The sequence below is a fragment of the Pandoraea iniqua genome, assembly GCF_902459685.1.
GTDB lineage: Bacteria > Pseudomonadota > Gammaproteobacteria > Burkholderiales > Burkholderiaceae > Pandoraea > Pandoraea iniqua.
Map to the genome: position 1 here is coordinate 716390 of NZ_CABPSF010000002.1, position 12137 is coordinate 728526.

General features: G+C 63.5%; 10 protein-coding genes. 9 read left to right on the top strand and 1 reads right to left on the bottom strand.

The features are described 5' to 3' along the window. Positions 1-91: 91 nt before the first annotated feature. From mgtA to PIN31009_RS08900, 7 genes are all read left to right on the top strand, one after another. The gene (mgtA, locus tag PIN31009_RS08870) at positions 92-2857 is read left to right on the top strand and encodes a magnesium-translocating P-type ATPase (protein ID WP_150789981.1); all 2766 of its coding nucleotides are present in this window, start codon (positions 92-94) and stop codon (positions 2855-2857) included. Between the two features lie 84 nt (positions 2858-2941). After that, complete coding sequence (locus tag PIN31009_RS08875) at positions 2942-3676, top strand: transporter (protein ID WP_150683875.1); 735 nt, start codon at positions 2942-2944, stop codon at positions 3674-3676. 296 nt (positions 3677-3972) lie between these two features. Next, the gene (locus PIN31009_RS08880; protein ID WP_150789982.1) at positions 3973-4608 is read left to right on the top strand and encodes a PepSY-associated TM helix domain-containing protein; all 636 of its coding nucleotides are present in this window, start codon (positions 3973-3975) and stop codon (positions 4606-4608) included. Between the two features lie 110 nt (positions 4609-4718). Further along, positions 4719-5243, top strand: coding sequence for a DUF2271 domain-containing protein (locus PIN31009_RS08885; RefSeq protein WP_058379558.1), 525 nt, complete (start codon positions 4719-4721; stop codon positions 5241-5243). A gap of 65 nt (positions 5244-5308) precedes the next feature. Beyond that, positions 5309-6130: a DUF4198 domain-containing protein gene (locus PIN31009_RS08890; protein WP_150789983.1), complete on the top strand. Its 822-nt coding sequence runs from the start codon at positions 5309-5311 to the stop codon at positions 6128-6130. A 39-nt stretch (positions 6131-6169) separates the two neighbouring features. Further along, on the top strand, positions 6170-7258 hold the full coding sequence (locus PIN31009_RS08895; RefSeq protein WP_150789984.1) for an FAD:protein FMN transferase: 1089 nt from the start codon (positions 6170-6172) through the stop codon (positions 7256-7258). Then, on the top strand, positions 7255-8907 hold the full coding sequence (locus PIN31009_RS08900; protein WP_150789985.1) for a sulfite reductase subunit alpha: 1653 nt from the start codon (positions 7255-7257) through the stop codon (positions 8905-8907). The genes PIN31009_RS08895 and PIN31009_RS08900 overlap by 4 nt, the downstream gene beginning before the upstream one ends. Before the next feature lie 39 nt (positions 8908-8946). Here the strand turns inward: PIN31009_RS08900 and PIN31009_RS08905 are convergent, their stop codons facing one another. Beyond that, the gene (locus PIN31009_RS08905) at positions 8947-9867 is read right to left on the bottom strand and encodes a LysR family transcriptional regulator (RefSeq protein ID WP_150683881.1); all 921 of its coding nucleotides are present in this window, start codon (positions 9865-9867) and stop codon (positions 8947-8949) included. 126 nt (positions 9868-9993) lie between these two features. Here PIN31009_RS08905 and leuC point away from each other — a divergent pair, with 126 nt between their 5' ends. Both leuC and leuD read left to right on the top strand, forming a co-directional pair. Next, positions 9994-11412 (top strand): 3-isopropylmalate dehydratase large subunit, encoded by a 1419-nt coding sequence (gene leuC, locus PIN31009_RS08910; protein ID WP_150789986.1) that lies wholly within the window; start codon positions 9994-9996, stop codon positions 11410-11412. Next, positions 11399-12088: a 3-isopropylmalate dehydratase small subunit gene (leuD, locus tag PIN31009_RS08915; protein ID WP_150789987.1), complete on the top strand. Its 690-nt coding sequence runs from the start codon at positions 11399-11401 to the stop codon at positions 12086-12088. The genes leuC and leuD overlap by 14 nt, the downstream gene beginning before the upstream one ends. The last annotated feature ends 49 nt before the right edge of the window (positions 12089-12137 follow it).

The window sequence follows — 12137 nt, forward strand, 5'->3', positions numbered from 1 at the left end:
GCGCTTTTTCCGGGACGCTTTAGAAGTCCGGTAGCGACTGACGACTCTGGCCGGCCGCCATGTCAGCGTAAGCCGCGCCCAGGAAATCGTCATGAACAAGAACCTTCGCTCGCGCCAGAAACAGCGTGGCTTTGTCGATCATCCGACAGCCACCGAGCGCGCCATTACCGGCCCCGATGCCGTCGCTAAGCTCGCCACCGAGCCGCTGCACGACATGCTCCACACCCTCGGCACCGACCTGCGCGGGCTCACGCTCGCCGAAGTCGGGCAGCGCCATACGCGCTACGGCCCCAACGAGATCGCCCACGACAAGCCACCGCACTGGACCGTGCAACTGTTGCGCGCTTTCAACAATCCGTTTGTGATGGTGCTGCTCGTGCTCGCCACGATCAGCTTCTTCACCGATGTCTATTTTGCCGATCCCGATGACCGGGATTTCAAGAGCATCATCATCTTGCTGACGATGGTGACGATCAGCGGTCTGTTGCGGTTCTTTACCGAGTTCCATTCGCTGCGTGCCGCCGAGAAGCTTAAGGCGATGGTGCGCACCACCGCCAGCGTTCGCCGCCGTGTGGTCTCGTCGGGCAAGCCGGAGCGGCACGAAGTCGCCATGCGCGAGCTCGTCGTGGGCGACATCGTGACGTTGCAGGCGGGGGACATGATTCCCGCCGACCTGCGGCTGATCGAATCGCGCGATCTGTTTATCAGTCAGGCGGTACTCACTGGTGAAGCGCTGCCGGTGGAGAAGTACGACACGCTCGGCGCCGTTGCGCAGAAGTCGGTCGACACCGGGCCGGCCAAACCGGTTCAGAAGAACAGCGCCAGCTTGCTCGATCTGTCGAACGTCTGCTTCATGGGGACGAACGTAGTGAGCGGCACGGCCCTCGGCGTGGTGGTGGCCACCGGCAGCGACACGTATTTCGGTGCGCTCGCCAAGAACGTGGTCAGTCACAAGCGCGTGGAGACGAGCTTCGATCGCGGCGTGAACAGCGTGAGCTGGCTGCTGATTCGTTTCATGCTGGTGATGGTGCCGATCGTCTTCATGATCAACGGCCTGACCAAGGGCGACTGGGTGAGCGCCCTGACGTTCGCGCTGGCGGTCGCCGTGGGTCTGACGCCCGAAATGCTGCCGATGATCGTGAGCGCCAACCTTGCACGTGGTGCATTGGCGATGGCGCGCCGCAAGGTGGTGGTCAAGCGTCTGAACTCGGTGCAGAACTTCGGTGCCATGGACGTGCTGTGTACCGACAAGACCGGCACGCTCACGCAGGACAAGATCATTCTCGAGCAGCATCTCGATGTGGTCGGCAACGAGCAGGAAGACGTGCTGCGACTGGGTTGGCTCAACAGCTATCACCAGAGCGGCCAGCGCAATCTGATCGACGTGGCGATCATTCGCCGGGCCAACGAAATCGGTGAATCGGTGCAGCCGCGCACCTTTGCCAAGATCGATGAACTGCCGTTCGATTTCGTGCGTCGCCGCCTGTCGGTGGTGGTCGCCAATGAGCGCGGCGAGCATTTGATGGTCACGAAGGGTGCCGTCGAAGAGATGCTGGCAGTGTCCACGCACGTGAAGACCGCCCAAGGCGTGCGGGTGCTCGACGACACGGCCCGTGCCATGTTGCTCGCACGCGCCGAAGCCTATAACGAAGACGGCTTCCGCGTGCTGGTGGTGGCCACGCGCGATATTCCGGCCGGCGAGACCAAAACCCAATACAAGACGTCCGATGAGACGGGCCTCACGGTCTGCGGCTTCCTCACGTTCCTCGATCCGCCGAAGGACTCGGCGGCCCCGGCCATTGCCGCGCTGCGTGAATACGGCGTCGCCGTGAAGGTGCTCACTGGCGATAACCCGATCGTCACGCTGAAGGTCTGCCGCGAGGTCGGGCTGGAACCGGGCACGCCGCTGTTGGGTGCCGACATCGAGCCGATGGACGAAGACACGCTGCGTGCCGCCGTCGAGCACACCACCGTATTTGCCAAGCTTGCGCCGTTGCACAAGGCTCGCGTGGTCAAGGCATTGCAGGCCAACGGCCACACGGTGGGCTTCCTGGGTGACGGTATCAACGACGCCCCGGCGTTGCGCGATGCCGACGTGGGTATCTCGGTCGACACCGGTGCCGATATTGCGAAAGAGACGGCCGACATCATCCTGCTCGAAAAGAGCCTGATGGTGCTCGAGGCCGGGGTGGTCAAGGGCCGTGAGACGTTCGGCAACATCCTTAAGTATCTGAACATGACGGCCAGCTCCAACTTCGGCAACGTGTTCTCGGTGCTGGTGGCGAGCGCGTTCCTGCCGTGGGAGCCGATGCTCGCGATGCAGTTGCTCGTGCAGAACCTCGTGTACGACATCTCGCAGATGTTCCTGCCGTGGGACCGCATGGACCCTGAGTTCCTCAAGAAGCCGCGCAAGTGGGACGCGGGCAATATCCGCCGCTTCATGCTGTGGATCGGACCGACCTCGTCGGTGTTCGATATCACGACCTACGCGCTGTTGTGGACGGTCTTCGGTGCCGGTGCGATGTATCACCTGCACGGCGGCAGCGGCGGTCAGGTCATCATGAATTCGGGCTGGTTTATTGAAGGGCTCGTCTCGCAGACGCTGGTGGTGCACTTGCTGCGCACGCAGAAGATTCCGTTCCTGCAAAGCACGCCGGCGCTGCCGATCATGCTCTCGACGACCGTGGCCATCGGCATCGCCTGCTGGCTGCCGTACTCGCCGTTTGCCGAAACACTCGGTTTCGTCAGCCTGCCGGGCTCGTACTTCTACTGGCTGGCGGCCACCATGCTCGGCTACATCGCGCTCGCACAGACGGTGAAGACGATCTACATCCGCCGCTTCGGCCGCTGGTTCTGATCTGAGGTCTCACGCAGACCTGACCACCCACACAAGCCCCCGTGCAGCGCACGCGGGGCGGCATCAAAAAAGAGCGAACGACTCATGAAGAAGCAACTCATCTCGCTGGCACTGGCTTGTCCCCTCAGCGCCTTCGCCGCGCATCCGCTCGTGACCGACGACACGGGTACCCAAGGCGACGGCAACTGGCAGTTCGAAACGAATGGCGAAGCCACCGCCAAGCAACCCGACACGGGCCGCCAATTTCTCTGGAACAGCACGCTCACGCGTGGCTTTGGCGAAGCGCTGGACCTCTACGCCAACGTGCCGTACACGCACGTTCAGCAACGCTCCGATACCGCAGCAACCGGCATCGCCGATCTGGAACTCGGCGCGAAATGGCGGCTGTATGACGACGGCGCTTTCAGTCTCGGCCTCAAGCCTTACCTCACGCTCCCGACCGGCAACGATTCGCGCGGCCTCGGCACAGGTCGCGTGAACGCCGGCGCAACCTTGCTCGCGCAATACGAAATCGATGACTGGACGTTCCTCGTCAACGGCGGCGCGGTGTATCAACCGAACCGGCAGGGCGCGCGCGAAACGGTCTGGAAAGTCTCGGGGGCTGTGCTGTATCGCGTGCTGCCGACGACCCGCCTGCTGCTCGATATCGGTACGTCGCAGAACCCCGACTTCGCGCAGCCGACCAGCCCGGCGTTCATGATCGTCGGCGCCATCTACAGCCCGAAGCCGTGGCTCGATCTGGACGTGGGCTATCGCCGGGGGCTCAACCCACAGACCTACGATTACTCGTGGCTGGCCGGGGTGACGGTGCGCTGGTAAATCGATAGCGCGTCGAATCTCGCGCAACCGTCGCGCAACCGTACTCGTCGCTGTCATCACACGGGCAGCGACGATTTCACCTGCCGGGGGCACTGGGTCAGCGATGACCCGGCACCCCGGCTTTTCTTATGGTCGTCTTCACATCAAGACGATTGTCTTGTTAAATGCAAACGATTATCATTGCACTTTTCAGTTTCCCTGAGATAGTGCGGCGTGCGAATGTCGGCTCGCCATGACACTACGATGACTGCCATGCCCGCCATCCCTAGGCCAGCCTCGATGTCCCGAATTCCGCAATGAACGAACTCCAGCTCGGTGCCGGCCGGCAGCGGCGCGCGTTCTGGCTCAAACATCTGCACCAGTGGCACTGGATCAGTTCGGCGATCTGTCTGCTCGGCATGATGCTGTTCGCGATCACAGGCTTCACGCTCAACCACGCAGGACAGATCGAAGCTCACCCCCAAGTCGTCAAGCGCGCGGCGCAGGTGCCCGACGCCCTGCTGACGCAGCTCAGCGAGACACCTCACAAAGACAAGGGCCCGGTACCGGCGGCGCTCGCCGATTGGTTGCACACGTCGCTCGCCATCGATGCCGAGGGCCGCGAGGCCGAGTGGTCGGCCGACGAAATTTACGTCGCGTTGCCGCGCCCGGGTGGCGATGCTTGGGTGAGTGTGGATTTGCAGAGCGGTGAGACCCAGTACGAACTGACCACACGCGGCTGGATTTCCTATCTGAACGATTTGCACAAGGGCCGCAATACCGGCAACGCGTGGGGCCTCTTTATCGACGTGTTCGCGCTGGCGTGTCTGGTGTTCAGCGTGACCGGCTTGTTCTTGCTCAAGCTGCATGCGGGTAATCGCGTGGCGACATGGCCGCTGGTCGGTCTTGGGCTGGTCATTCCGCTGCTGCTCGTCATCCTGTTCATTCACTGAGACGCAGCGACCTAATCGGGGCGCGCGTCGACAGTGCAGACAGTGTCGATATCGTTTTCTTAGTACTTCAATCTGAACTCAACCCGAGGTTTGCTCGATAGGGGATAGCCATGCGTCGAATGCTTTCCGTCACGTTGACCGGTCTGGTGGCAGCACCATTCGCGGGCAATGCGGCGGCCGCCGAGATGACCGTCAAGGTCGAAATTCCGCGTCTGAACGTGGCGGAGTATCACCGTCCGTATGTGGCGATGTGGATCGAAAAGGCGGATCAGTCGCCCGTGACGACGTTGTCGGTCTGGTACGACGGCAAGCTCAAGAATGCCGAAGGCACCAAGTGGCTCAAGGACATGCGCCAGTGGTGGCGCAAAGCAGGGCGCGACATGACGATGCCGGCCGACGGTGTGTCGGGCGCGACGCGGGCCCCCGGTGAGCACTCGCTGACATTTGTCGACGGCAAGGCACCGCTGGGCAAGCTGGCCGCTGGTGAGTACCAGCTCGTGGTGGAAGCGGCCCGTGAAGTGGGCGGTCGCGAACTGATTCGCGTGCCGTTCACATGGCCGCCTGCGGACGCGAAGTCGGCGCAGGTCAAGGGCGAACACGAACTCGGCGCCGTGTCGCTGAGCGTGAAGCCCTGAGCCACGGCCGCCTACCGCCTCACTACCGAATTCCTCTTTCCCGAATTGCCGTATAGGAGCTGATCATGAAGTTCTCCCTGAAGAAGCTGTCCCTCGTCTCCGCGCTGGCCATCGCTGCACTGGCACCGCTCGCCGCACAGGCTCACCGTCAGTGGTTGCTGCCGTCGGCCACCGTGCTGTCGGGCAACGATCCGTGGGTGACGGTGGATGCTGCGGTCTCGAATGACCTGTTCTACTTCGAGCATTTCCCGATGCGTCTGGACGGTCTCGTCGTGACGGCGCCGGACGGCAAGCCGGTGAAGGCCGAAAACGCATCGACGGGCCGCTATCGCAGCGTCTTCGATGTGCATCTGACGCAAGACGGAACGTACAAGATCGCTGTGCTGAACCACGGGTTGTCGGCGAGCTACAAGGTGGGTAACGAGACCAAGCGCTGGCGCGGTTCGCCGGAAGCGTTTGCGAAGGAAGTACCCGCTAACGCGCAAGACCTGCAAGTGACCGAAGGCCTGTCGCGTGTCGAGTCGTTTGTGACGCGTGGCAAGCCCACGACGACGGCACTGGCCACGACCGGTCAAGGGCTCGAACTCGCACCCATCTCGCATCCGAACGATCTGGTCGACGGCAGCACGGCGAGCTTCCGCTTGCTGCACGACGGTAAGCCGGCGGCCAACGTGAAAGTGGAAGTGGTGCCGGGCGGCATTCGCTATCGCGACAAGCTCAACGACCTGTCGGTGACGACCGATGCCGACGGCAAGTTCAGCGTGAAATGGCCCGCCCCGGGCATGTACTGGCTCGAAGCCGACGTGCGTGACGACAAGGTCTCCATCAAGCCGGCTAAGGCGCGCCGCGCGGCTTATGCCGCAACGGTGGAAGTGCTGCCGCAGTAAGCCGGCAATCTGCCCCCGGTTAGTCCTCACTTCGCGCCCATGACTCGCATCGACCTGCCTGCCGAAGTACGGCACGAGCCACGTGTGCTCGTGCCGTTGCAGATGACGTCTGCCGGTGTGCAGCCGCACGCCGGTGGCCGGCTCAAGCATCTGGCCGGGCAGACCATGGGCACGACATGGTCGGTCGCGTATGTGCAGCCGCCAGACGTTGCCAATGCCCTAGACGAGGCCTGGATCGATGAAAGCATTCGAGCGGTCCTTGCACGCGTCGACGCGCAGATGAGCAATTGGCGCGACGACTCTGACATTAGCGCCTTCAATCGCGCAGCGGCAGGGCAATGGATTGCGCTGCCGGACGATGCCTTTCATGTGCTGGAAACCGCGTTGCGTGTCGCCCGCGAGAGCGGCGGTGCATACGATCCCAGCGCGGGACCGCTCGTTGATCTGTGGGGTTTCGGCCCCGCACCGTGCCGCGAAGTCGCGCCGGGTGTGGATGAGGTCATGTCCGCGCGCGAGCGCTGCGGTTGGGCGCGTGTGGTGTTGGATGTTCAGGGCAAGCGTGCACAGCAACCCGGTGGCATCTCACTCGATCTCTGCGCGATTGCCAAGGGCTTCGCGGTCGACGCCGTGTCGTTGGCGCTTACTGACGTGGGCATTGCGCACCATCTTGTCGAGATTGGCGGCGAGCTTCGTGGTGAAGGCGTCAAACCCGATGGCATGCCGTGGTGGGTCGAACTGGAAGCGCCGGTGACTGAGACTGAGGCCGAGTCCGCAGCCGAAGGCATCGCGCAGGATCTCGTCGCGCTGCACGGGCTGAGCGTGGCGACGTCCGGCGACTATCGCCGTTACTTCATGGAGGCATCGCAGCCGTGCGCACCTTCAAAGCGATATGCGCATACGCTCGATCCTCGCACGGGCTATCCGGCGAGTCATGCGTTGGCATCGGTCAGCGTCGTGCATCGTGAGTGCATGATGGCCGATGCGTGGTCGACGGCCCTCACTGTGCTCGGACCGCAGGCGGGCATGCAACTCGCTGCCGCACGCGACATCGCTGCACGTTTTGTGATGCGTGTGCCCGACGGTTTTCGCGAGACGGTGACGCCGGCCTATCGGGCGATGTATTCATGAATGCCGTTAAATCCGCAGCGTTCCACTGGTCGACATTGGGACTGAGCGCAACGTCCGTGGCAGGTGCCGCGCTGGCGTGGGCGAGTCCGGCACGTCCGTTGATGGCCGGTGGCGTGCTGCTCGCCTATCTCGCAGGAAGCCTCGCCGTGGTCGGCGCGCATCGACGCCGCTCGCGTCAGTCCGCGTTTGAAGTCGTGAGTTCAGAGACGCCGCCGGAATCAACCACGCTTGTCGTCTATGCAAGCCAGACCGGTTTCGCAGAACTCCTCGCGGTGAATACGACCACGGCTTTGCGCGATGCAGGCGTGGCCGTACGTCCGATCTCGATCGATGCACTGAACGCCGACGCATTGATGGCGTGCAAGCAAGCGCTTTTCGTCGTCAGCACGACGGGCGAGGGCGATGTTCCGGATAGCGCCTCCGGGTTCACACGCAAGGTGATGAGCCATGCGCTCGCGCTGACGGGCTTGCGCTACGGCGTGCTGGCGTTGGGTGACCGAAGTTATACGGAATTCTGTGCCTTCGGGCATCGGTTGACGCATTGGCTGGAGGCGAGCGGCGCACGGGCATTGTTCGACACCATCGAGGTCGACAACGGCGACGCCGGTGCCATTCGTCACTGGCAGCACCAGCTTTCGTCAATGGCTGGCGGCGCCGAGATTGCCGATTGGGAGCCACCGAGCTACGCGTCGTGGCGTCTGCAATCGCGCGTGCTGCTGAATCCGGAAAGCGTTGGCGCACCGGCGTTTCATCTGTCGCTCGTGCCGGAAGACGGTGCCGCTTCGCTCGACTGGCAGGCGGGCGATATCGTGGAAGTCGGTCCGCGCCATTCCGAAGCCTTCGTCTCCGATTGGTTGCGCGATACCGGCTTTTCGGCCGACGCGGCTGTGCAATGCGACGGAAGGCCGATGACGCTTGCGCAGGCGCTGGCGTCTCGCATGCCGGCTTCGGATGCGGCTGACGCGATGGCTGCGCATACACCACAGGCGCTCGTCGATGCGCTTGTACCGTTGCCGCATCGGGAATATTCGATTGCGTCGCTGCCCGCCGATGGCCGGTTGGAATTGCTTGTGCGTCAGGCGCGTTATACCGATGCCACACAGCCTGACGGTTTCCGTCTGGGGCTGGCGTCGGGTTGGCTCACAAAGCACGCCGCCATCGACACGCGCATCGCAATGCGCGTGCGCACCAACCGCGCGTTTCATCCACCTGCTGACGACGTGCCGCTGATTCTGATCGGCAACGGCACGGGGCTGGCCGGTTTGCGCGCGCATCTGAAATCGCGTGCGGCGCGGGGAGCGCGTCGCAACTGGTTGCTCTTCGGTGAGCGCAATGCCCGTCACGACGCGTTCTTCGCCGACGACATTACGCAATGGCAACGCGACGGCGTACTCGAACGTGTCGATTTTGCGTGGTCGCGCGATGGCGGCGATGTGCGCTATGTGCAGGATGCGTTGCGCCATGCTGCGCCCGACATCCGCGCATGGATCGACGCCGGTGCCGCGATCTATGTCTGCGGCAGCTTGCAGGGCATGGCCCCCGCCGTGCATGCCGCGCTCGTCGAGACCCTCGGGACGTCCGGCCATGACGGCAACGCAATGCTCGATACCCTCACCGAAACGGGCCGGTATCGCCGCGACGTCTACTGACGTCCACGCCAACGTCCACACCGACGATCACACCGAAGATCACACCGATGCAGGATAGCGGCTCCAGTCGCCAACATCCCGCATGTGCCCCTCCAGAAAGTCGACGAACACGCGCACTTTTGCTGACAGGTTGAGTCGTTCTGGATACACCGCGTAGACGTCCGCCGGGGGCAGGTGCCAGTCGGGCAGCAGCCGGACGAGTCGGCCTGCGTCGATGAACGATTGCACCTCCCATGCCGAGCGCATGAGCACGCCGTGCCCATCGAGCGCCCATTTCAATGTGGCTTCCCCGTCGTTGCTGCTCATCGCACCGTGCACTTTCACGGGCTGCTGACGCTTGCCTTTATTGAAATGCCACGTGCCGTAGGCCGTGTCGTTCTCGCGCAGCACGATGCAAAGATGCTGGCGCAGGTCTTCCGGCGTGCGCGGCAGGGTGCGTCCGTTCAGATAGCTCGGCGACGCGCACACAAAGCGCTCGTTATGGGCCAGCCGCTTCGCTACAAGGCGGGAGTCGGGCAATTCGCCCAGCCGGATGCCCACATCGAACGCCGATTCCGCGAGGTTCATCGGCCGGTCGGTCAGTTCCAACTGCACTTCCACGTCGGGATAGCGCTGCCGAAACGCCGAGAGCGCCGGCACGATGTGCCGCCGCCCAAAGCCGAACGTGGCATTCACCTTGAGCAAGCCCTGCGGCACGTTGCGGCTGCTCGACACCATGCGCTCCAGTTCCTGCACTTCTTCGAGCAGCGATGAGCCGGCGCGCAGATAGCGCTCGCCTTCCTCGGTCATCGTGATACGTCGCGTGGTGCGGTTGAGCAGCCGCACGCCGAGCCGTTTTTCCAGCAACGCCAAGCGGGCGCTGACGGCGGGCGGGGTCACGCCGAGATCGCGGGCCAGCGACGACAGGCTGCCGTGGCGCACCAGCCGCACGAAGAATTCCAGATCGGCGATCGCGTTCATTGTTAAGAAAAATCTAAGAATGGTTTAGATAAGTCTGCATTATGCACGGAACATCGCGAAATTAAACTGGCGGGACTGGATCAATGGGCGTTGCCCGTGACAGGAGACACCCGCAAGGAGGGCCCCATGGGGCAAACGATGTATCGCAAGATCGTGGACGCTCACACGGTCTTCCCGATCGATGCGCAGCACGTCGCGCTGTATGCCGACCTGCACATCATGAACGAGTACACCAGCCCGCAGGCGTTTGCCGGGCTGGCCGAGAAGCAACTGCCCGTGCGCTGCCCGCAGAAGCAGATGGGCGTCGTCGATCACGTGATTCCCACGCATCCGGTCGACACATCGCGCCGCACGATCGCCATCGAGGCGGCGTCGCATCAGGCCGCGAACTTCACACGCAATTGCGAGAAACACGGCATTCACCTGTTCGACGTGCAGGATCGCGAGCAGGGCATCGAGCACGTGGTGGCGCCCGAGATCGGCTTGATTCGCCCGGGCATGGTGGTGCTGTGCGGCGATAGCCACACGACGACTTACGGCGCTTTGGGTGCGCTGGGGTTCGGTATCGGCACGTCGGAAGTGGAGCACGTGCTCGCGACGCAGACGCTGGTCTATCGCGTCGCGCAGGACATGCGCATTCGTGTGGACGGGCAACTGCCGGGCGGCACGACGGCGAAGGATCTGGTGCTGCACATCATCGCGCGCATCGGTGCGCAGGGCGCGCGGGGTTATGTCGTGGAGTACTGCGGCGAGGCCATTGGCGCGTTGAGCGCCGAAGCACGCATGACGTTGTGCAACATGACCGTGGAAGCGGGCGCACGCGGGGCACTCATTGCGCCGGACGACATCACGGTGAGCTACGTCGCTCCGCGCATTCGTGACATGGATGCCGACGCGTTGGCGTCGGCCGCGCACGCGTGGCGGGAATTGCGTTCGGACGACGATGCCGCGTTCGATATCGAGCATGTTTTCGATGCCGCCCACGTGGCGCCGTTCGTGACGTGGGGCACCAGCCCCGATCAGGCGATTGCCATCGGCGAGTGCATTCCGGCGTTGTCGGGCGATGCCCAGACGCACGCCAGCGCAACGAAAGCGCTGGCCTACATGGGGCTGACGGCGGGGCAGCCGATCGATGGCGTGGCGATCGATCACGTGTTCATCGGGTCGTGCACCAACGCACGTATCGAAGACTTGCGCGAAGTGGCGTCGGTAGTGCGCGGGCGCAAGGTGGCGTCGTCGGTGCGGGCGATGGTGGTGCCGGGTTCCGGACGCGTGCGCGATCAGGCGGAAGCGGAAGGCATCGCGCAGGTGCTGCTCGACGCGGGTTTCGAGTGGCGGCAACCGGGCTGTTCAATGTGTCTCGCGATGAACGACGACGTGCTGGCCCCCGGGCAGCGCTGTGCATCCACGACCAATCGCAACTTCGAGGGCCGTCAGGGGCGCGGTGCGCGCACCCATCTGATGAGCCCTGCCATGGCCGCTGCCGCTGCGCTGGCCGGACGAATCGTCGACGTACGCAAGGAGTTTGGCTATGGCCAGTCATGACCTGTTGAGTGGCATCGCGGCACCGTTGCCGCTGGAAAATCTCGATACCGATCAGATCATGCCGAAGCAGTTTCTGCTCGGCATCGACAAGGCGGGGCTGGCGCGCGGTGTGCTGTACGACCTGCGCATGACGCCGCAGGGCGAGCCGCGTGAGGACTTCGTGCTGAATCGGCATGAGTATCGTGGCGCGCGCATTCTGATTGCCGGCGCGAACTTCGGCTGCGGATCGAGCCGCGAGCACGCGGTGTGGGGCCTGATGCAAGCGGGCTTCGACGCGGTGATCGCGCCGAGTTTCGGTGAGATTTTCTACTTCAATGCGCAGAACAACCGGCTGTTGCTCGTGACGTTGCCGCCCGCCGATGTGGCACGGCTTAACGACATCGTGAGCGACCCGCGTCACAGCCTGCTCACGATCGACGTGCAGCAGCAGGGCGTGCTCACGGCCACCGGCGAGCGCTTCGGTTTCGAGATGCCGGCTCGGCAGAAGCGCATGTTCGTCGAAGGGCTCGACATGATCGGCATGACGCTCGCGGAGCGTGCGTCCATCGATGCCTTCGAAGCGCGCCATCAGGCGCGTCATCCGTGGATGTCGATCGATTTGCCGGCGCAGCAACGCGCGGCGCCATCGACGCCATCGACACCATCGACGCCATCGACGCCGGCACGTAGTCGCTAACACTCCGCTTGCCCTGAAGCCGGCACAGTCCGGCGGGGCGGCGGCATAA

Excerpts from the sequence above, each read along its gene's own strand:
- mgtA (WP_150789981.1), top strand. The coding sequence starts at position 92 with ATGAACAAGAACCTTCGCTCGCGCCAGAAACAGCGTGGCTTTGTCGAT.
- PIN31009_RS08875 (WP_150683875.1), top strand. The coding sequence starts at position 2,942 with ATGAAGAAGCAACTCATCTCGCTGGCACTGGCTTGTCCCCTCAGCGCC.
- PIN31009_RS08880 (WP_150789982.1), top strand. The coding sequence starts at position 3,973 with ATGAACGAACTCCAGCTCGGTGCCGGCCGGCAGCGGCGCGCGTTCTGG.
- PIN31009_RS08885 (WP_058379558.1), top strand. The coding sequence starts at position 4,719 with ATGCGTCGAATGCTTTCCGTCACGTTGACCGGTCTGGTGGCAGCACCA.
- PIN31009_RS08890 (WP_150789983.1), top strand. The coding sequence starts at position 5,309 with ATGAAGTTCTCCCTGAAGAAGCTGTCCCTCGTCTCCGCGCTGGCCATC.
- PIN31009_RS08895 (WP_150789984.1), top strand. The coding sequence starts at position 6,170 with ATGACTCGCATCGACCTGCCTGCCGAAGTACGGCACGAGCCACGTGTG.
- PIN31009_RS08900 (WP_150789985.1), top strand. The coding sequence starts at position 7,255 with ATGAATGCCGTTAAATCCGCAGCGTTCCACTGGTCGACATTGGGACTG.
- PIN31009_RS08905 (WP_150683881.1), bottom strand. The coding sequence starts at position 9,867 with ATGAACGCGATCGCCGATCTGGAATTCTTCGTGCGGCTGGTGCGCCAC.
- leuC (WP_150789986.1), top strand. The coding sequence starts at position 9,994 with ATGGGGCAAACGATGTATCGCAAGATCGTGGACGCTCACACGGTCTTC.
- leuD (WP_150789987.1), top strand. The coding sequence starts at position 11,399 with ATGGCCAGTCATGACCTGTTGAGTGGCATCGCGGCACCGTTGCCGCTG.